Origin of the sequence: Pseudomonas sp. RG1, from assembly GCF_025910115.1 — a bacterium.
Lineage (GTDB): Bacteria > Pseudomonadota > Gammaproteobacteria > Pseudomonadales > Pseudomonadaceae > Aquipseudomonas > Aquipseudomonas atacamensis.
The window spans coordinates 174,441-193,554 of record NZ_JAPCIK010000016.1; the positions used below are offsets into that span (position 1 = coordinate 174,441).

A 19,114-nucleotide genomic window follows, 5' to 3' on the forward strand; every position below is an offset into this window, starting at 1 on the left:
TCAGGTTTTTTATCTGCAACCAACGGTTGTAACTTCATCTCAGACAGGTACAATGGCGCGGCTCGCCGACAGGCAAGCGTCGTTATGGTGACCCCATCGGTCCCCCCGCAACGATTACCCGTGAACCTGGTCAGATCCGGAAGGAAGCAGCCACAGCGGGAACATTGTGTGCCGGGGTGTGGCTGGTGGGGGCACCACCTTAACGAACCTACCGAGAATTCAAAGAGAACTGCATGGGTTTCGCCCACTGCGGTTTTTTTATGCCTGCGATTTGGCCAGTGGCGTTGATCCGCCATCAGAAACGCGCGGATCAGCAGCGCAGCGTCCCGGTGCCCGTGCGGCTGTCGACAGCGAACAGTGGCATACTCCCCCGCCTGGCATTGAGAGGTAAGGCAAGTGGGTGAAATTGACGATCTGACCCGGGAAAAGCTGCGCGAATGGCAGATGCGGCGTCTGGAAGTCAAAACGCAGATGCAGGATCAGCCCGAGCGCACGCTGGAACTGTCGCGAGTACTTGACCTGATGGATGAAGAACACGCCGCGATTCTGGCGGCTTCGACCGTGTTCAACGCGGCTGAAGAAACTGCGCAGCCGCTCGCGGTGCAGGACCAGCCCGTCATCACTGAATCGGTGGCCGGCCAGTACGACCTGCAACTGCACGCCAGCGCGCAAAACCCTGAACACCTGCGCAAACTGCTGGAAATGGCGCTCTACGAAGTGCAGGCGCAGATCGATGCGGGGGCGATGGCCAGCGGCACTGAACGACGTGGCATGTCCGGCACGCTCGGCGGCTACTCCTTCGAACTGCGGATCAGCCGCGAGTCCGGCAGTGAGAGAAACTTGCCGCAGTCCCATGAAATGCACGATGAGAATGACCAGGACTGATCTGGTGTTGTATTAAAGCCCAGGCGGCGAGGTTGTATGCACCCGGAACATTTTGATTTGGCCACCCCGGTATTTCTGCCCATCACCCATGATGCGTGTACGGCGCTGTTGCAGCCCGAGGGTGACGCGACACTGGCCCGCCTGAGCGACCCGGAACTGGCAGCAGTGCTGGTCATCCAGAACCTCGCCCAGGCCACGGAACAGGATTTGAGCGCCAGCGCAGCGGAGAAGATTCTCGCCAGACTCATTGACTGGTCTGTCACCTCTCGGCGCTCCGGATCGGCGGGACTGCTTGCAGAGGCGCGGCGTCTGTTCGATTCGCGCAAATTGTATTTCGGCCTCAATGCGCTCAAAGGCCTGAACTTGCGCTTTCTCATGGCCGATGAAGTCGCCGCGCAGGCATTTCTGTTGCCCGGCGGGCAATGGGATGTGGACTACAAAGTCCGCCATCAGCAACAGAACAACCCGTTCCGCCAGCAGATGGTCACCCCCCGCGAGCGGGAGCACTGGTTAAGCGCGGCGCAGGACAAACTGCTGCGAACCTTCCGAGCCAACCTCGACGAAGACCTGCACGTGCAGGGTTATGCCGGCATCGGCAAGAGCTACATGCTCAGCGCGCTGATCGAATGCCTGCGCTCGAAACGCACCCTGGTACTGGCGCGCACCCCGGCGAAACTGGCGACGCTGCGCAAGCACATCGTGCAGGTCCACGACACGGAAATTGGCCAGACCTTTTTCGATTTCGCCCAGGCTCAGCTGCTCGGTCCCCGGTTGCCTATGGCCAGGACGCCGGCGCGTCTCCCGAGCAAGCAGGCGCTGGCGCAGGAACTGAATATCTTCGGCTTTCGCCACCACGACGGGCCGGGCACCCTCGAGGTTTGTCTGCGCGTGCTCAAGCTGTACTGCGCCTCCAGAGACCACACGCTGTCCGCCAGGCATCTGCCGCACTTCCAGCAGCCCTTGACCGGCGCAGACTCGCAAGCGCTGCTGGAATACTCCAGTCGCCTGTGGGTGTATCTGGAAGCCAATCCGGCCTGGGCCAGCCAGAGCGGTTTTCCCACGTTGCTGATGATCAAACGCGCCAGTCTCGCCGGTTGCCGCGTCCCGCCGCGCTACACCCATGTGATCATCGACGAAAGCCAGGATGTGCCGGCGTCGTTGCTGCAAATCATCGAGCGCGGGCAGCAGGTGCTGATCACCCTCGGCGATGAGTATCAGCAGGCCACGGGCGAGGCGCCCAAGCGCAAGCGTGAAGTTCGCCAGAGTGATATCTGCTATTCGGTGCGCTCGGGACGCAATGTCGAGCGCCTGGTCAATCCGCTGATCTCGCGCCACACGCACAAGAGCAAAGTGCCGTTCGAAGGCGCTCGTCACGCCGACGTCGATATCGAGTACTACCCGCAAGCCTTCGTGCCGCCCGAAGGTTGCGTGGTGCTGACCGCTTCACCGTGGGACACGATGATGTGGGCCATCCATCTGCACGACTCCAGTTGCGCCTTCAGTTTCCCCGACCGGGAAGCGCAGGACGACATCAAGCATTTCATGACCACCGCCATCGAGCTGTTCCGCCGCGATTTCTACAACGCCGGGTCCAGCGAGAAAGGACCGCACCCGTATTTCAGCGACATGGCTGATTGGCAGCAGGTGCGCGCCGCCAACCAGTTCGATGAAGCTTTCTTGTGGATCGAGGCGCAGTTGCAAAACGGCTTCATGATTGCCGACCTGACGCGACTGAGCCAAAAGATCATCGAGCCGGGCAAGGCCTGTCTGTTGATGATGGCCGAGCGGGCTGGCGGCATGGAGTTCAGGCGCGTGCTGTTGACCCGGACGTTGCTCAGTAACGAGAAATTCAAGGATGCCTACGAGTTCGATCAGCGCATCTGCGCCGTGTACATCGCCGTGTCCCGTGCCCGGCAGCAGCTTTATCTGCCTTACGACGTGGTCGAGTGGATCGATTATCACCACAGCCGCGAGCCGAAATTCCGCGAATCGCACGGTTATTGACCCGGCCAACCCTGTGGGAGCGAGCCCGCTCGCGAAGGCGTCGGTGTGTTCAACAACTGTGTCGCCTGACATACCGCTTTCGCGAGCAGGCTCGCTCCCACAGGCGGTTAGGGTGTGGTTGAAGAGGCGCCGGTGTACAACCGGATTATGTCGTCGATCTCGCCGGACATTTTCATCCGCAGCAACGTGCGCAGGATCCGCTGCACCGGCACGTTCGGATCGTTCCTCACGTAGCAGCCGATATTCTGTTCCTGCAGCACCGCGACCCCTTGCAGCTGCTGCTCCGGCAACAGGCGCTGATTGATCCAGTCCAGCGTCCACTGATTGCTCACCGCATAGCGATATCGCCCGGCTAGGAGCTTTTCCAGTACCTGTTCCTGATTGCGCGCGTCTTCGCGTTGCAACTGGTCGGCGTCGAACAGCGGTTGCAGGGTAGGGTAGCTGTAGCCGAGAACGGTGCCGATGGCCTGGCGCGGTAGCTGGGCGGGATTGATCTGCGCCGGTTGTTCCTTGCGGCTGATCAGCAGGTCGCGCTGAAACCACAACGGCACGCTCCAGATGTAATCGCCGGACTGATTCGGCAGCCACGACTGTGCGGCATAGCAGCGCACGTCGATGTCGCCGTGCTCCATGGCGCTCTGTACCCGCGCGCGCGGCAGGACGACGAATTGCGCTGGCGCGCCGACCTGGGTCGCCAGGCTGAGCAGGACGTCGTGCAGAATGCCCTGGGTCGGTCTGCCGCCTTGCAGTTGCACCATCGGCATCGCCCAACTGTCCGGCACGGCGAAGCGCAACGGCGCTTGCGCTGCCATCGCGTTGAGGCTGATACCCAGCAATGCCGCCACGGCCCACCGCATAGACGCTCCGGTAATTCCCCATCCCGAGCTGATAAAAGCCTCTGCTGATGCAGCTTAGCCATATTAGACGAGGACACCGGATGCAATTTTGCCCTTGCTCCGCTAGCATTAGCCGCTTCTGCTTCCTTCGCTGCGACGGTTTTCGATGAGTTATCAGGTTCTTGCACGTAAATGGCGTCCACGCTCGTTCCGCGAAATGGTCGGCCAGACCCATGTGCTCAAGGCTCTGATCAATGCCTTGGACAGCCAACGGCTGCACCACGCCTACCTGTTCACCGGGACGCGCGGGGTCGGCAAGACCACCATCGCACGGATCATTGCCAAGTGCCTGAACTGCGAGACAGGTATCACCTCCAGTCCCTGCGGCGAGTGCTCGGTGTGCCGCGAGATCGATGAGGGGCGTTTTGTCGACCTGATCGAGATCGACGCCGCCAGCCGCACCAAGGTCGAAGACACCCGCGAACTGCTCGATAACGTGCAGTACGCGCCAAGTCGTGGGCGCTTCAAGGTCTACCTGATCGACGAAGTGCACATGCTTTCCAGCCATTCCTTCAATGCGCTGTTGAAAACCCTCGAAGAGCCGCCGCCCTACGTCAAATTCATCCTGGCGACCACCGATCCGCAGAAACTTCCAGCAACGATTCTTTCGCGTTGCCTGCAGTTCTCCCTGAAAAACATGACGCCTGAGCGTGTGGTCGAGCATTTGACCCACGTGCTGACCGCAGAAAACGTACCGTTTGAAGACGATGCACTGTGGCTGCTCGGCCGCGCTGCTGATGGCTCGATGCGTGACGCCATGAGCCTGACCGATCAGGCCATCGCGTTCGGTGAAGGCAAGGTGCTCGCCACCGACGTGCGCGCGATGCTCGGCACGCTGGATCACGGTCAGGTCTATGACGTGCTGCATGCGCTGATCGAAGGCGACGCCAAGGCGCTGCTCGAAGCCGTGCGGCATCTGGCCGAACAAGGCCCGGACTGGAACGGCGTGCTCTCGGAAATTCTTAACGTGCTGCACCGCGTGGCCATCGCTCAGGCGCTGCCGGAAGGCGTCGACAATGGCCACGGCGACCGTGATCGCGTACTGGCCCTGGCCCAGGCACTGCCGGCCGAAGATGTGCAGTTCTATTATCAGATGGGCCTGATTGGGCGCCGCGACTTGCCGCTGGCGCCGGACCCGCGTGGCGGTTTCGAGATGGTCTTGCTGCGGATGCTCGCGTTCCGCCCGGCGGATACGGCGGACGCGCCGAGGCAACCGCTAAAGCCAGTGGGGATCAGCCAGGCCACAGTTGATTCCGCAAACTCAGTGGCTGCCGCGCCGAAGCCTGCGCCGGTGGTCGCTGCGGCTGTTGCGCCGATACCTGCGCCCGCACCGGTAGCCGCGCCGGTTGCCGAGCCAGAACCTGTGGCTGCGGTTGTCGAAGCACAACCGGAGCCTGAGCCAGTCGCCGTCGAAGCCGTGGTCGATCTGCCGTGGAACGACCCGGTGGAAGCCGAGGCCGAGCCTGCGCCAGTACAGCAACCCGCCGTCGAACCGGTGCTGGAAACTGCTGGCGAGCAGCCTGAATTGCCGCCGATGCCGCTGCCGACCCCGGACAGCGTGGTCCCGGATGCGCCGGAGTGGGCAGCTGCGCCAATTCCCGAGCCGTCCGTCGCTGACGTCGATGCCGCTACACCAGGCATGGACATGGACGACGAACCGCCGCTGGATGAAGACTACATCGAGCCGGACATGGATTCGGCCTACAGCTACCTCGACGAACTGGCCAGCGAACACGCCGCCGATCCTGAGCCTGAACCCGAGCCGGAACCTGCCGCCGCGCCGGCCACCGGCCTGGCCCTGCAATGGCTGGAGCTGTTCCCGAAGCTGCCGATTTCCGGCATGACCGGCAGCATCGCCGCCAACTGCACATTGATTGCGGTCGACGGCGACCACTGGCTGATGCACCTTGACCCGGCCCACAGCGCCCTGTTCAACGCCACGCAACAGCGTCGTCTCAACGACGCGTTGAACCAGTTCCACGGGCGCACGCTGACCCTGACCATCGAGTTGATCAAGCCTGAGCAGGAAACCCCGGCCCAGGCCGCCTCGCGCCGCCGCGCCAATCGCCAGCGTGAGGCGGAGGAATCGATCCACGGTGATCCGTTCATCCAGCAGATGGTTCAGCAGTTCGGCGCGGTGGTGCGAAGCGATACTATTGAACCTGTCGACGCCTTGGTCACCCAAGGCTAATAACTGAAGGTGCTCGGCCAAGATGGCCGGGCGCTGTTTTATCCAAGTACGTTTGAGGTGATTCCCATGATGAAAGGTGGCATGGCCGGCCTGATGAAGCAGGCGCAGCAGATGCAGGAAAAAATGGCCAAGATGCAGGAAGAACTGGCCAACGCCGAAGTCACCGGCAAGGCCGGCGGCGACATGGTCACCGTGGTGATGACCGGTCGTCACGACGTCAAGAGCGTGAGCATCGACCCAAGCCTCGTCGAAGGCCTGAGCGAAGACGACAAAGAGATGCTGGAAGCCGTGGTCGCCGCCGCCGTCAACGACGCCGTGCGCAAGATCGAAGCCAACAGCCAGGAAAAAATGGGCAGCATGACCGCTGGCATGAACCTGCCAGCGGGTATGAAACTGCCATTCTGATTCGCCTTTGGGCGGCAGATGAGCTACACAAAATGCCAGGCATTGCGCCTGGCATTTTTGTTTCTGCGCGGCGCGGATCGTTCCTGCGCTCTGCGTGGGAATGCCTCTGGGGACGCTCCGCGTTCCAGCTTGCGATTGGGACGCGGAGCGTCCCGGGCTGCGTTCCCACGCAGAGCGTGGGAACGATCAGTGGGAGCGAGCCTCGGGCAAAACTGCAGAAACATCGAACACACCACCGCTACCAAGGTCTGCTCCCTATACACCGAATTCCCCATTCACAGGAGACGCTGACATGTCCGACCCTCTCACCCTCAATCAACGCTTCGTCCTCGCCTCGCGCCCGACCGGCGCGCCGACCCCGGAGAACTTTCGTCTGGAGCGCGAGGCGCTGCCGGATCTGCAGGACGGTCAGGTGCTGCTGAAAACCCTGTACCTGTCGCTCGACCCGTACATGCGCGGACGTATGAGCGACGCACCGTCCTACGCTGCGCCAGTGCAAATCGGCGAAGTCATGACTGGCGGCGCGGTCAGCCGGGTCGAGCAGTCCAATCACCCGAAATTCCACACCGGTGATCTGGTGGTTGGCGCCACCGGTTGGCAGAGCCACAGCATCAGCGACGGTCGCAACATCATGCCGATCCCGGCCGGCCTGCCGAGCCCGTCGATGGCCCTCGGCGTTCTGGGCATGCCGGGCATGACCGCGTACATGGGCCTGATGGACATCGGCCAGCCGAAAGAGGGCGAAACCCTGGTGGTGGCTGCGGCGTCCGGCGCCGTCGGCTCGGTGGTCGGGCAAGTGGCGAAGATCAAAGGCCTGCGCGCGGTCGGCGTGGCCGGTGGGGCCGAGAAGTGCAAATACGTCGTTGAGGAGCTGGGTTTTGATGCGTGCATCGACCACAAGGCCGATGACTTTGCCGAGCAACTGGCCAAGGCCTGTCCCAACGGCATCGACATCTATTACGAGAACGTCGGCGGCCATGTCTTCGACGCGGTCGTGCCGTTGCTCAATCCCAAGGCGCGCATCCCGTTGTGCGGCCTGATCGCCGGCTACAACGCCGCCGAAGCGCCAACCGGCCCGGATCGCCTGCCGATGCTGCAACGCACGCTGTTGACCAAGCGTGTGCGTATTCAGGGCTTCATCGTCTTCGACGATTACGGTGATCGTCAGCCGGAATTCATCAGCCACATGGTGCCGTGGGTACGCGACGGCAAGGTGAAATTCCGCGAGGACGTGGTCGAAGGCCTGGAGCAGGCGCCCGAGGCGTTCATCGGTCTGCTGGAAGGGCGCAACTTCGGCAAACTGGTGGTCCGGGTCGCCCAGGACTGAGGATTTGACGCTGGCCAGAGGCGCGGGTATAAACCGCGTCTCGTTGTTTAGTCGGACTGTTTACCCATGAGCTTCAGCCCCTTGATTCGCCAACTGATCGACGCTCTGCGCACCTTGCCAGGCGTGGGTCAGAAAACCGCTCAGCGCATGGCGTTGCAGTTGCTCGAACGTGATCGCAGCGGCGGTACCCGTCTGGCCCAGGCCTTGAGCCAGGCCATGGAAGGCGTCGGCCATTGCCGCCAATGCCGCACGCTGACCGAAGACGATCTGTGCCCGCAATGCGCCGACCCGCGCCGCGATGACACGCTGCTTTGCGTAGTCGAAGGGCCGATGGACGTTTATGCGGTGGAGCAGACCGGCTTCCGTGGCCGCTATTTCGTGCTCAAGGGGCACTTGTCGCCGCTGGATGGCCTGGGGCCGGAAGCGATCGGGATTCCGCAACTGATGGCGCGGATAGAAGAGGCGGGGACCTTTACCGAAGTCATCCTCGCCACCAACCCCACAGTGGAAGGCGAAGCGACGGCGCACTACATCGCGCAGTTGCTCAACAACAAAGGCCTGGTCGCCTCGCGGATTGCCCACGGCGTGCCGCTGGGCGGTGAGCTGGAGCTGGTCGACGGCGGCACGCTGGCGCATTCGTTTGCCGGGCGTAAACCGATTTCCCTCTGAATTTGCGGCGTCTGAACTGACGCCTTCGCGAGCAAGCTCGCTCCCACATTGGTTTTGTGTCGTTCACAAATCCCCTTTGGGAGCGAGCCTGCTCGCGAATGGCGCGCCGCGGTCCATCTGATTCGCACAATTTCATTGATAACCAAGCAAGCGCTCGGTTAACGTCGGCGAACCCTTCCGTGGAGCTCGCCCATGCCTGCCTTTCAGGAATACTTCGACCCCAGCCATCAATTGGTCCGCGACAGCGTCAGACGTTTCGTCGAACGCGAGATCCTGCCGGACATCGATCAGTGGGAAGAAGCCGAAAGCTTTCCCCGTGAGCTGTACCTCAAGGCCGGTGCGGCGGGCATTCTCGGTATCGGCTATCCCGAAGCGCTTGGCGGCAGCCATGAAGGCGATCTGTTCGCCAAGGTCGCCGCCAGTGAAGAACTGATGCGCTGTGGCTCTGGTGGCCTGGTGGCGGGGCTGGGTTCGCTGGATATCGGCCTGCCGCCGATCGTCAAATGGGCGCGGCCTGAAGTTCGCGAGCGGGTGGTACCGCTGGTGCTCAGCGGCGAGAAAATCAGCGCGCTGGCAGTCACCGAGCCCGGCGGCGGCTCCGACGTCGCCAACTTGCAAACCCGCGCCGTGCGTGACGGTGACTTCTACCGGGTCAGCGGCAGCAAGACCTTTATCACCAGCGGCGTGCGCGCGGATTTCTACACGGTCGCGGTGCGCACCGGTGCGCCGGGGTTCGGCGGTATCAGCCTGTTGCTGATCGAGAAGGGCACGCCGGGTTTCAGTGTCGGTCGGCAATTGAAGAAAATGGGCTGGTGGGCGTCGGACACCGCTGAGTTGTTCTTCGACGATTGCCGCGTGCCTGTAGGAAACCTCATCGGCGGGGAGAACATGGGCTTCGCCTGCATCATGGGCAATTTCCAGAGCGAACGCCTGGCGCTGGCATTGATGGCCAATATGACTGCGCAATTGGCGCTGGAGGAGAGCCTGAAGTGGTCGCGCGAGCGTGAGGCGTTCGGCAAACCCATCGGCAAATTTCAGGTGATCAAACATCGGCTCGCCGAAATGGCCACGGCGCTGGAAGTGTCGCGCGAGTTCACTTATCGGCAAGCGGCAAAAATGGCGGCGGGGCAGAGTGTGATCAAGGAGATCTCCATGGCGAAGAACTTCGCCACCGACACCTCGGACCGGATCACCACCGAAGCCGTGCAGATTCTTGGCGGGCTCGGTTACATGCGTGAAAGCCTGGTGGAGCGGCTGTATCGGGATAACCGCATTCTGTCGATTGGCGGCGGAACGCGGGAAGTGATGAATGAAATCATCAGCAAGCAGATGGGGCTCTAAAAGCAAAAGATCGTCCGATGCATGATCGTTCCCACGCTCTGCGTGGGAATGCAGCCCGGGACGCTCCGCGTCCCTATCGCAAGCTGGAACCCAGAGCGTCCCTAGAGGCATTCCCACGCGGAGCGTGGGAACGATCAATCTTTAGATCTTGATTATTTATCAGTCAAAGCAAACTGCGTCAGGCAGAACGTCGGGATGCCCATATCCTGCAAGCGCTGCGAACCTTGCAGCTCTGGCAGGTCAATGATCGCCGCCGCTTCATGTACCCGCGCGCCCATGCGGCGAATCAGGTTGGCCGCTGCGATCAGCGTGCCGCCGGTAGCGATCAGGTCATCGAACATCACCACCGAATCGCCTTCGCACAGGCTGTCGGCGTGCACTTCCAGGAACGCTTCGCCGTATTCGGTCGCATAACCTTCGGCGAGCACGTCCGCCGGCAATTTACCTTGCTTGCGGAATAGCACCAGTGGCTTGTTCAACTGATAGGCCAGTACCGAACCGATCAGAAAACCACGGGCATCCATGGCGCCGATGTGGGTGAAGTCGGCTTCGACATAGCGGTGGGCGAAGCTGTCCATCACCAGGCGCAGGGCCGTCGGCGACTGGAACAGCGGGGTGATGTCGCGAAAGATCACGCCCGGTTTCGGAAAGTCGATCACGGGGCGGATCAGGGATTTGATGTCGAAGGAGTCGAAGACCATCGGGGTGTCCTGGCAGGGCTGCAAACGGCGCAGTATACCCGCGGCTGAAACGATTCGCTCAACCGCGGGTCGTGATCAGCCTTCGATCGAGCCGCCGGCCAGCGCGCACAACTGGATCGGGTCGAGAATGTGAATCTCCTTGCCCTCGGCGGCAATCAGCTCGTTCTGCTGGAAACGGGTGAACACCCGCGACACGGTTTCCACCGCCAGGCCCAGGTAATTGCCGATTTCATTGCGCGACATGCTCAGACGGAACTGATTGGCCGAGAAGCCGCGAGCGCGGAAGCGGGCCGACAGGTTGACCAGGAAAGTGGCGATGCGCTCGTCGGCGGTCTTCTTCGACAGCAGCAGCATCATTTGCTGATCGTCGCGAATCTCGCGGCTCATCACCCGCATCAACTGGCGGCGCAGTTGTGGTAATTGCAGTGCCAGTTCGTCGAGGCGCTCGAAGGGGATTTCGCAAACCGAAGTGGTTTCCAGCGCTTGGGCCGAGACCGGGTGTTTTTCGGTGTCCATGCCCGACAGTCCGACCAGTTCGCTCGGCAGGTGGAAGCCGGTCAGTTGTTCTTCGCCGGCATCGCTCAGGCTGAAGGTTTTCAGCGCGCCGGAGCGGACTGCATAAACGGAATCGAAGGTGTCGCCCTGGCGGAACAGGAACTCGCCCTTCTTCAGCGGGCGGCCGCGTTTAACGATTTCGTCGAGCGCATCCATGTCTTCCAGATTCAGAGAAAGTGGCAGGCAGAGCGGGGCCAGGCTGCAATCCTTGCAGTGGGCCTGGTTGTGAGCGCGCAGTTTGACTGGCTCGGACATTTCTTCAATCCTTGTGGGAAAACACACATAAGCCGTAAGGGTAACCCACGGAAGGACATTCAGGCCAGCACGCGGCGGCGTTGTCCTACAGACATAAAGCCGCAGCACCGGCGGCCGATAACCCACTATCAGTACTCATCCAAGGAAGGCCCCGATGACCGCCATTGGCACGCTAAGCCCCGGTAGCAGCGGCATTGCTGCTTCGCCGGAGGTAACCGGTCCCGACGCTGCAATCGACCGCGACGACGCCTTGTCGAATGCGGCAACCCCGACCTTGGTCGAGGGCGTCAAAGTGTCGCTGTCCGGCGCGGCCATCGCCAAATCCGCCGCTGTCGGCGGCGAAAACAGTGACATCGACAACAGTGGCTTACCGGAGAACATCCAACAGTTGCTGAAGATGATTCGCAAGATCCAAAAAGAAATCATCGAGAAAAAAGCCCGCATGGCGGCGGTCATGTCAGACAGAACCCTCTCCAACGAGGAAAAGATCAACAAGCTCGCCGCATTACGTGGCGCCATCGCCGCCCTCAACAGCGGCCTGATCACCGCCAACCTTTCCTTGTCGAAAGTCATGAACCAGTCGGCGCTCAACCCTGATCAGAACCTCAAGGTCGGCTCGTTGCTGACCAAGCCTTAAATCACTCGAGAAAAACGCTGGCGGTTCTGCTGCTCCAGGTACGCATCGAAGACCATGCACACCGAGCGCACCAGCAATCGGCCCGCCGGCAGCACCGCAATGCGCTCGCGCTCGAACCTGATCAGGCCATCCTCGGCCATACCTTGCAACTGCGGCCACAGCGCGCCGAAGTAGCCTTGAAAATCGATGTTGAACTGCTGCTCGATCTCGGCGAACTCAAGTTTGAAATTGCAGATCAGTTGCTGAATCACTGCGCGGCGCAAGCGGTCGTCAGCGTTGCACACCAGGCCGCGACTGGTCGCCAGCTGCGCGCTGGCCAGGCTGTTCTGATACGCGTTGAGGTCGCTGCTGTTCTGGCAGTACAGATCGCCGATCTGGCTGATCGCCGACACGCCCAGACCAATCAGGTCGCAATGGCCGTGGGTGGTGTAACCCTGGAAATTGCGTTGCAGGGTCTGCTCTTCCTGAGCAATGGCCAGTTCGTCATCAGGCAGGGCGAAGTGGTCCATGCCGATGTAGCGGTAGCCGGCAGCGGTCAGTTGCTCGATGGTGCGCTGGAGCATTTCCAGTTTGTGCGCCGGGCTCGGCAAGTCGCTGCTGTTGATCCGCCGTTGCGGCATGAAGCGTTCCGGCAGGTGTGCGTAGTTGAATACCGAAAGGCGATCCGGTTGCAGACTGATCACTTCCTCGACGGTGCGGGCGAAGTTGTCCGGTGTCTGCTTCGGCAGGCCATAAATCAGATCGATGTTGATCGAGCGAAACTGCAAAGTGCGCGCCGCATCGATCACCGCGCGGGTTTCTTCCAGGCTTTGCAGGCGATTGACTGCGCGCTGCACCGCCGGGTCAAGGTCTTGCAGGCCAATGCTGACCCGATTGAAACCCAGTTCGCGTAGCAGGCCCATGGTCGACCAGTCGGCCTCGCGCGGGTCGATTTCAATGCCGTAATCGCCCGAGTCATCGTTGAGCAGATTGAAATGCTTGCGCAGGTGCGCCATCAACTGACGCAACTCGTCGTGGCTGAGAAAGGTCGGTGTGCCGCCACCGAAATGCAGTTGCTCGACGGTTTGCGCCGGGTCGAGGTGGCAGGCAATCAATTGGATTTCCTGCTCGAGCCGTTGCAGATACGGCTGCGCGCGACCGCGATCCTTGGTGATGACCTTGTTGCAGGCGCAGTAGTAGCAAATGTTCGCGCAGAACGGCACATGCACGTACAGCGACAACGGCCGCTGCGCCTTGCGGCTGTCGCGCAGGGCATGGAACAGGTCGAAAGTGCCGACCTGACCGTGAAATTGCACGGCGGTCGGGTACGAGGTGTAGCGTGGCCCCGCCAGATCGTAGCGGCGGATCAGATCAGAGTCCCAACGAATGGCGTCGAGCATGCGGGCATTCCCCCGGATAGGCTGGCAGTGTGGCGAGTCTAGGGGAGGGCGTTACAGGGCATCTTGATTTGCATCAACGGCGAGGATTTGTGTTGTTCGTGCGGGCGTCTTCGCGAGCAGGCTCGCTCCCACATTGGATTGCAGCGTACTCAAGACCTGTGGGTGCGAGCCTGCTCGCGAAGGCCGCCCCACACATTTAATGGCCCATGAGCCAATGCTGATGCGGCCCGGGCAAGGTCCACAGGCCAAACACAATCACCAGCAAGCCACCCGCCATGCGCACGCTGCGTTTGCGCAGGATCGCGGTGACCCGTTCAGCCGCCAGCCCGGTGGCCAGCAGCACCGGCCAGGTGCCGAGGCCGAAAGCGAGCATCAGCAACGCACTGTCCAGCGCATTGCCTTGACTCGCGCTCCACAGCAAGGTGCTGTAAACCAGCCCGCACGGCAGCCAGCCCCACAGCGCGCCGAGCAGCAAGGCACGCGGCAGGCTGGAAACCGGTAGCAAGCGATTCGCCACCGGTTGAATAAAGCGCCACAAACCACGCCCGAGCGCTTCGATACGCGTCAACCCGCTCCACCAGCCGGCGAGGTACAAACCCATAGCGATCAGCAGCAACCCGGCCAGTACGCGCATGAACAGCGCCGCCGGGCTGTTGGCGACTGCCCAGCCGGCGAGGCCGATGAGCAATCCCGCCGTGGCATAACTGAGAATCCGCCCGAGGTTATACGCCAGCAACAGACGAAAGCGCCGGCTGCGCTGCTCTTTGGGAATCGCCAGGGTCAGCGCGCCCATCAGGCCGCCGCACATACCCAGACAGTGGCCGCCTCCGAGCAGGCCGAGGATCAGCGCCGAGACCAGCAGGGGCGCCAGTTCAAGCATGGGGCGGCACCTTGTCGTCCGGTTTGCCGGCGTTGGCTTCGTCCACCGCGGCGGTGTGGTTGGGGTCCTGATCGTCAAAAAGGATGCTGTGTGCCGGGCCGTCGAGGTCGTCGTACTGACCGCTGTCCACCGCCCAGAAGAAGATGTACACGGCGATGGCGACGATGAGCAAGGCAGCGGGAATCATCACATAGAGAGCTGGCATCGGTAACTCCAGGCCCGCGCGGCTCAGGCCGGCAGCGGGCGGGTTTGGGTCGGGCTGCCGGCGGCCGGCGCGCTCGGCAGACGAGTCAGGCGCAGGGCGTTGAGCACCACGGTCAGCGAACTGATCGACATGCCGACCGCCGCCCACACCGGAGTGATCCAGCCGAGGGCGGCGAACGGCAACATGAGGCCATTGTACAGCGCCGCCCACAGCAGGTTTTCGATGATTACCCGGCGCGTGCGCCGCGCCAGTGTGAAGGCTTGTACCAGGGCGTCGAGGCGGTTGGACAGCAACACCGCATCGGCGCTGGTTTTCGCCAGATCGGTGGCCGAGCCCATGGCCACGCTGATATCGGCCGCAGCCAGTACCGGCACGTCGTTGACGCCGTCACCGAGCATCAACACTTTGCGTCCTTCCTTGTGCAGTTGTTGCAGCACTTGCAGCTTGTCATCGGGGCGCAAGCCGCCACGGGCCTCGTCGATGCCCAGTTCGGCGGCGACACTGGCGACCATCGGCGAACTGTCGCCGGACAACAGCAAGGTGCGCCAGCCCCGCGCTTTGCAGGCCGCGAGCAGGGCGGGGGCATCGTCACGCAGGCGATCATCGAGCACCAGCCACGCCAGCGGCCCGTGGGTGTCAGCGAGCAGCAACCATTGTCCGGCTTCATCAGGCATTGACGGCAGTGCCGCGCCGCTCAGGGCGCAGGCAAATTCGGCCTGACCGATGCGCAAGCGTTGCTCACCGACCACGCCTTCCAGGCCCAGCCCCGCTGTGCTGTGCACGTCCTCGGCGGCCAGCGGCGCACGCCCGAAAGCGCGGGCGATCGGGTGTTCCGAGCGGTTTTCCAGCGCAGCGGCAAGGCTCAGGCATTGTTCGCTGTCGAGCGCGGCGAGCGGGCGAATCGAGCGCAGCACCAAGCGACCTTCAGTGAGCGTGCCGGTCTTGTCGAAGATCACTGTGTCGATCTGGTTCAAGCCTTCCAGCACATGGCCGCGTGTCAGCAGCAGGCCGAGTTTGTGCAGGGTGCCGGTGGCGGCGGTGAGGGCGGTCGGCGTCGCCAGCGACAGCGCGCACGGGCAGGTCGCCACCAGCATGGCGAGAACGATCCAGAACGCCCGCGCTGAGTCCAGCTGCCACCACAGCAGGCCGATCACTGCCGCCGCGATCAGCGACAACAGCAAAAACCATTGCGCGGCGCGGTCGGCGATTTCCGCCAGACGCGGTTTCTCCGCCTGAGCACGATCGAGCAGGCGCACGATCGCGGAGAGACGCGTGTCCTGTCCCAGCGCCTGCACTTGCACGGTCAATGCGCCTTCGACGTTGAGCGTGCCCGCAGTGACCGCATCACCGAGCGTGCGCGGCTGTGGCAGGTATTCGCCAGTGAGCAGCGATTCGTCGATGCTCGACTGGCCATCGATGATCTTACCGTCAGCCGGCAGAATCGAGCCCGGCTGCACCAGAATCCGCTCGCCCACGCGCAACTCGCTGAGCAGGATGCGTTCGCTCTGGCCATCGCTATCCAGGCGCAGGCACGAGGCCGGTAACAGGTTGACCAGTTGCGCGGTGGCAGCAGCGGTGCGTTCGCGGGCGCGGCGTTCCAGATAGCGCCCGGCCAAAAGAAACAGGGCGAACATGCCGACCGCATCGAAGTACAGCTCGCCGACCCCGGTGATGGACGTCCAGATCCCGGCGATGTAAGCGCTGCCGATCGCCAGCGACACCGACACGTCCATGGTCAGGTGGCGGGTGCGCAGATCGCGCATCGCGCCTTTGAAGAACGGCGCGCAGCTGTAGAACACGATCGGTGTGGTGAGAAACAGCGCGACCCAGCGCAGGATCGTGTGCAGCTCGGGACTGAGGTCGATGTTGAATTCCGGCCAGGTGGCCATGGTCGCCATCATCGCCTGAAACCACAGCAAACCGGCGACGCCGAGTTGGCGTAGGGCCAGGCGATTCTCACTGGCCAGCTGTTCGCTGGCGCGGTCGGCCTGGTACGGGTGTGCAGCGTAACCAATGTGGCGCAGCTCGGCGAGGATCTGGCTCAGCGGCAATTGTGCGTCGGCCCAGCGTACGTGCAGGCGATGGTTGGACAGGTTCAACCGCGCTTCGGCGACGGCGGGCAGGGTGCGCAGGTGTTTCTCGATCAGCCAGCCGCAAGCGGCGCAACTGATGCCTTCCATCAACAGGGTGGTTTCGGCCAGATCGCCTTCGTGGCGGACGAAGGGCTGCTGCACGTCGGCGCGGTCGTACAGCGCCAGTTCATCGCTCAGTTGCACCGGCAGCGCTTCGGGATTGGCCGACGCTTCGCTGCGATGCTGGTAATAGCTTTCCAGACCACCGGCGACAATGGCTTCGGCCACCGCCTGGCAGCCCGGGCAGCAGAACCCCCGGGCCTGCCCGAGGACGACGGCGGTGAAGCGGCTGCCGGACGGGACGGGCAGGGCGCAGTGGTAGCAGGGGGTTGGGCTGGTCATGGTGCGCGTTCCGATGATCGTTCCCACGCTCCGCGTGGGAATGCCTCCCCGGACGCTCCGCGTCCGCTTCGGCTGGGACGCGGAGCGTCCCTGGCTGCGTTCCCACGCAGAACGTGGGAACGATCAGAGTAAAAGGCTTATTTTTTCAGATCTTCCGCACCCTGCAATGGCTCGTCACCCAGCAGCAGCTCCTTGTCATGGCTGACCAGTTCTTCTTCAAACATGCGCCACACGTGCTCATCCTGGCTGCCAAGCAACTCGACAAACCGTCGCCCTTCAACCTTGTCGCTCAACTGGCCGATGTAGCGCCCGCTCTCGCTGCCACTGCGGGTCAAAACAATCTTGCGATCCTTCTCCGGCTGGGTCGGCGAGATCAGGTTCAGTTCCAGGGTTTGCGGCTGGCTGTCACCGTTCAAGCGCAGATCGACTTCCCCGGTCACGTCATCCAGATGCACCGCTGCACGCAGCTTCAGGGTTTGCGCCAGCAGTTCGCGATCCAGTGAACGGTTGATGCCTTTGCCCGCTTCGTAATAGTTGTCGTTGACCAGGTTGTCCGGGTTGTTCACCGCGATGGTCACCATCGACAGGGTCAAGGCCACCGAGCAGGCCAGAATCGCGATGATGATCCACGGCCAGAGGTGCTTGTACCAGGGACTTGCGGCGTTTGCAGCGGGCATGTTCAAAATTCTCTCAACGGATTTGTGGGCCGATGAATCGGCTCTTGGCTTCAACGTGGACGCTGTCGTCATCGGCGTCCTTGAGGATGAATTTCACCTCATTAGTACTCGATGGCAGTTGTTCCGGTGCGCTCGACAACTCGACCGGCATGCTGACGATATCGCCGGCAGCAACCTTGATCTCGCGCTTGCCTTGCAGGCGCAGGTCCGGCAGGCCTTCGGCTTGCAGCAGGTAAGTGTGGTCGCGCTGATCCTTGTTCATGATCTTCAGGCTGTAGACGTTTTCGATCCGGCCTTCAGCGTTTTCGCGGTACAGCACGCGGTCTTTGCTGACGTCGAAACCGACCAGTGAGCGCATGAAGAACGCGGCGACCAACAGGCTGATCATCGCCAGCAGCACCACGGCATAGCCGATCAGGCGCGGTCGCAGTTTATGAGTTTTCTGCCCGGAGAGGTTGTGTTCGGTGGTGTAGCTGATCAGCCCGCGTGGGTAATCCATCTTGTCCATGATGCTGTCGCAGGCATCGATGCACGCAGCGCAGCCGATGCACTCGATCTGCAGGCCATCGCGGATGTCGATGCCGGTCGGGCAGACCTGCACGCACATCGTGCAGTCGATGCAATCGCCCAGCCCCAGCGCCTTGTAGTCGATGCCTTTCTTGCGCGGCCCACGGCTTTCGCCACGGCGCGGGTCGTAGGAAACGATGAGCGTGTCCTTGTCGAACATCACGCTCTGGAAGCGCGCATACGGGCACATGTAGATGCAAACCTGCTCACGCAACCAACCGGCATTGCCGTACGTGGCGAGGGTGAAAAAACCGACCCAGAAATACGACCAGCCATCGGCCTGGCCGGTGAAGAACTCGATGACCAGTTCGCGGATCGGCGAGAAGTAGCCGACAAAGGTCATGCCGGTGACAAAACCGATCAACAGCCACAGCGAATGCTTTGCCAGTTTGCGCAGGAATTTGTTGGTGCTCATCGGCGCCTTGTCGAGCTTGATGCGCTGGTTGCGGTCGCCTTCGGTGACCTTTTCGCACCACATGAAAATCCACGTCCACACGCTCTGCGGGCAGGTATAACCGCACCAGACGCGCCCGGCGTACACGGTGATGAAGAACAGGCCGAACGCGGCAATGATCAACAGCCCCGAGAGCAGGATGAAATCCTGTGGCCAGAAAGTCGCGCCGAAGATGAAGAATTTGCGCTCCGGCAGGTTCCACCACACTGCCTGGTGACCGCCCCAGTTCAGCCATACCGTGCCGAAATACAGCAGAAACAACGCCGCACCGCCGAGCATCCGCAGATTGCGGAACAGGCCGGTGAAGGCACGGGTGTAGATTTTTTCTCGTGAGGCATAAAGGTCGACGCTGTTGTTCGCGTTCTTGCTCGGCGGCGTGACGTCGTGTACCGGAATCTGATTGCTCATCATTGCATCCCACGGCAGTGGAAAAATGCCTCGGTCGATACGTGCCAACCGAAGTCAAAAAGGGCTGTTGCAGTAGCGTGATGATACGCCTGCCGCTCTGGCTCAAGGGTGCGACCTTTGGTCGCGTTGGGTAAAAAATGCGGATGGTGTAGCGATTGCGCAAAAGCCTGACGCAGATCAATTGACTTGTTGAGTATGGACGGT

The 19,114-nt window shown here is 61.9% G+C and carries 17 protein-coding genes and 1 other RNA gene; 9 read left to right on the top strand and 9 right to left on the bottom strand.

What is annotated here, in order from left to right:
• Positions 1–94 precede the first annotated feature (94 nt).
• The 3 genes from ffs to OK411_RS10250 all read left to right on the top strand — a co-directional run bounded on the left by ffs (position 95) and on the right by OK411_RS10250 (position 2,889).
• Positions 95–191: signal recognition particle sRNA small type (ffs, locus tag OK411_RS10240), an RNA gene on the top strand.
• Positions 192–396: 205 nt separating this feature from the next.
• The gene (locus OK411_RS10245) at positions 397–885 is read left to right on the top strand and encodes a hypothetical protein (protein WP_197047887.1); all 489 of its coding nucleotides are present in this window, start codon (positions 397–399) and stop codon (positions 883–885) included.
• A 36-nt stretch (positions 886–921) separates the two neighbouring features.
• Positions 922–2,889 (top strand): hypothetical protein, encoded by a 1,968-nt coding sequence (locus OK411_RS10250; protein WP_264364817.1) that lies wholly within the window; start codon positions 922–924, stop codon positions 2,887–2,889.
• 107 nt (positions 2,890–2,996) lie between these two features.
• Here OK411_RS10250 and OK411_RS10255 read toward each other — a convergent pair whose 3' ends face one another.
• Positions 2,997–3,746, bottom strand: coding sequence for a substrate-binding periplasmic protein (locus OK411_RS10255; RefSeq protein WP_073474002.1), 750 nt, complete (start codon positions 3,744–3,746; stop codon positions 2,997–2,999).
• A 145-nt stretch (positions 3,747–3,891) separates the two neighbouring features.
• Here OK411_RS10255 and dnaX point away from each other — a divergent pair, with 145 nt between their 5' ends.
• The 5 genes from dnaX (at position 3,892) to OK411_RS10280 (ending at position 9,718) form a co-directional block, all read left to right on the top strand.
• On the top strand, positions 3,892–5,976 hold the full coding sequence (dnaX, locus tag OK411_RS10260) for a DNA polymerase III subunit gamma/tau (protein ID WP_264364818.1): 2,085 nt from the start codon (positions 3,892–3,894) through the stop codon (positions 5,974–5,976).
• 66 nt (positions 5,977–6,042) lie between these two features.
• Positions 6,043–6,381, top strand: a complete 339-nt coding sequence (locus OK411_RS10265; RefSeq protein WP_003223337.1) for a YbaB/EbfC family nucleoid-associated protein — start codon at positions 6,043–6,045, stop codon at positions 6,379–6,381.
• A 292-nt stretch (positions 6,382–6,673) separates the two neighbouring features.
• Positions 6,674–7,708, top strand: a complete 1,035-nt coding sequence (locus OK411_RS10270; protein ID WP_016773860.1) for an NADP-dependent oxidoreductase — start codon at positions 6,674–6,676, stop codon at positions 7,706–7,708.
• A gap of 66 nt (positions 7,709–7,774) precedes the next feature.
• Positions 7,775–8,377: a recombination mediator RecR gene (gene recR / locus OK411_RS10275; protein ID WP_016773861.1), complete on the top strand. Its 603-nt coding sequence runs from the start codon at positions 7,775–7,777 to the stop codon at positions 8,375–8,377.
• A 192-nt stretch (positions 8,378–8,569) separates the two neighbouring features.
• Entirely contained in the window at positions 8,570–9,718 is a 1,149-nt protein-coding gene (locus OK411_RS10280) for an acyl-CoA dehydrogenase family protein (RefSeq protein WP_264364819.1), read from the top strand.
• A gap of 152 nt (positions 9,719–9,870) precedes the next feature.
• On the opposite strand, the gene OK411_RS10285 is transcribed toward OK411_RS10280, so the two are convergent.
• Together OK411_RS10285 and fnr are read right to left on the bottom strand one after the other, a co-directional pair.
• The gene (locus tag OK411_RS10285) at positions 9,871–10,419 is read right to left on the bottom strand and encodes an adenine phosphoribosyltransferase (protein WP_024012326.1); all 549 of its coding nucleotides are present in this window, start codon (positions 10,417–10,419) and stop codon (positions 9,871–9,873) included.
• Positions 10,420–10,494: 75 nt separating this feature from the next.
• Positions 10,495–11,229 carry a fumarate/nitrate reduction transcriptional regulator Fnr gene (fnr, locus tag OK411_RS10290; RefSeq protein ID WP_016773865.1) on the bottom strand — a complete coding sequence of 245 codons (735 nt, stop codon included), beginning with the start codon at positions 11,227–11,229 and terminating at the stop codon, positions 10,495–10,497.
• A gap of 154 nt (positions 11,230–11,383) precedes the next feature.
• Between fnr and OK411_RS10295 the strand changes: the two genes are divergently transcribed.
• Positions 11,384–11,866 (top strand): hypothetical protein, encoded by a 483-nt coding sequence (locus OK411_RS10295; RefSeq protein ID WP_110646922.1) that lies wholly within the window; start codon positions 11,384–11,386, stop codon positions 11,864–11,866.
• Here OK411_RS10295 and hemN read toward each other — a convergent pair.
• The 6 genes from hemN to ccoG all read right to left on the bottom strand — a co-directional run bounded on the left by hemN (position 11,863) and on the right by ccoG (position 18,910).
• Positions 11,863–13,245, bottom strand: a complete 1,383-nt coding sequence (gene hemN / locus OK411_RS10300) for an oxygen-independent coproporphyrinogen III oxidase (RefSeq protein ID WP_264364820.1) — start codon at positions 13,243–13,245, stop codon at positions 11,863–11,865. The two genes, OK411_RS10295 and hemN, sit on opposite strands and share 4 nt — an antisense overlap.
• Positions 13,246–13,441: 196 nt before the next feature.
• Positions 13,442–14,125, bottom strand: a complete 684-nt coding sequence (locus OK411_RS10305; RefSeq protein WP_073474012.1) for a sulfite exporter TauE/SafE family protein — start codon at positions 14,123–14,125, stop codon at positions 13,442–13,444.
• On the bottom strand, positions 14,118–14,330 hold the full coding sequence (ccoS, locus tag OK411_RS10310) for a cbb3-type cytochrome oxidase assembly protein CcoS (protein WP_016773869.1): 213 nt from the start codon (positions 14,328–14,330) through the stop codon (positions 14,118–14,120). Before ccoS ends, OK411_RS10305 begins: the two co-directional genes overlap by 8 nt.
• 23 nt (positions 14,331–14,353) lie before the next feature.
• On the bottom strand, positions 14,354–16,804 hold the full coding sequence (locus OK411_RS10315) for a heavy metal translocating P-type ATPase (protein ID WP_264364821.1): 2,451 nt from the start codon (positions 16,802–16,804) through the stop codon (positions 14,354–14,356).
• Between the two features lie 137 nt (positions 16,805–16,941).
• Entirely contained in the window at positions 16,942–17,481 is a 540-nt protein-coding gene (locus OK411_RS10320; protein ID WP_056784237.1) for a FixH family protein, read from the bottom strand.
• A gap of 13 nt (positions 17,482–17,494) precedes the next feature.
• The gene (gene ccoG / locus OK411_RS10325; protein ID WP_136493928.1) at positions 17,495–18,910 is read right to left on the bottom strand and encodes a cytochrome c oxidase accessory protein CcoG; all 1,416 of its coding nucleotides are present in this window, start codon (positions 18,908–18,910) and stop codon (positions 17,495–17,497) included.
• Positions 18,911–19,114: the final 204 nt, after the last annotated feature.

Excerpts from the sequence above, each read along its gene's own strand:
- fnr (WP_016773865.1), bottom strand. The coding sequence starts at position 11,229 with ATGTCCGAGCCAGTCAAACTGCGCGCTCACAACCAGGCCCACTGCAAG.
- OK411_RS10255 (WP_073474002.1), bottom strand. The coding sequence starts at position 3,746 with ATGCGGTGGGCCGTGGCGGCATTGCTGGGTATCAGCCTCAACGCGATG.
- OK411_RS10265 (WP_003223337.1), top strand. The coding sequence starts at position 6,043 with ATGATGAAAGGTGGCATGGCCGGCCTGATGAAGCAGGCGCAGCAGATG.
- OK411_RS10315 (WP_264364821.1), bottom strand. The coding sequence starts at position 16,804 with ATGACCAGCCCAACCCCCTGCTACCACTGCGCCCTGCCCGTCCCGTCC.
- OK411_RS10250 (WP_264364817.1), top strand. The coding sequence starts at position 922 with ATGCACCCGGAACATTTTGATTTGGCCACCCCGGTATTTCTGCCCATC.
- OK411_RS10270 (WP_016773860.1), top strand. The coding sequence starts at position 6,674 with ATGTCCGACCCTCTCACCCTCAATCAACGCTTCGTCCTCGCCTCGCGC.
- OK411_RS10280 (WP_264364819.1), top strand. The coding sequence starts at position 8,570 with ATGCCTGCCTTTCAGGAATACTTCGACCCCAGCCATCAATTGGTCCGC.
- ccoG (WP_136493928.1), bottom strand. The coding sequence starts at position 18,910 with ATGAGCAATCAGATTCCGGTACACGACGTCACGCCGCCGAGCAAGAAC.
- OK411_RS10305 (WP_073474012.1), bottom strand. The coding sequence starts at position 14,125 with ATGCTTGAACTGGCGCCCCTGCTGGTCTCGGCGCTGATCCTCGGCCTG.
- OK411_RS10320 (WP_056784237.1), bottom strand. The coding sequence starts at position 17,481 with ATGCCCGCTGCAAACGCCGCAAGTCCCTGGTACAAGCACCTCTGGCCG.
- recR (WP_016773861.1), top strand. The coding sequence starts at position 7,775 with ATGAGCTTCAGCCCCTTGATTCGCCAACTGATCGACGCTCTGCGCACC.
- hemN (WP_264364820.1), bottom strand. The coding sequence starts at position 13,245 with ATGCTCGACGCCATTCGTTGGGACTCTGATCTGATCCGCCGCTACGAT.
- ccoS (WP_016773869.1), bottom strand. The coding sequence starts at position 14,330 with ATGCCAGCTCTCTATGTGATGATTCCCGCTGCCTTGCTCATCGTCGCC.
- OK411_RS10295 (WP_110646922.1), top strand. The coding sequence starts at position 11,384 with ATGACCGCCATTGGCACGCTAAGCCCCGGTAGCAGCGGCATTGCTGCT.
- dnaX (WP_264364818.1), top strand. The coding sequence starts at position 3,892 with ATGAGTTATCAGGTTCTTGCACGTAAATGGCGTCCACGCTCGTTCCGC.
- OK411_RS10285 (WP_024012326.1), bottom strand. The coding sequence starts at position 10,419 with ATGGTCTTCGACTCCTTCGACATCAAATCCCTGATCCGCCCCGTGATC.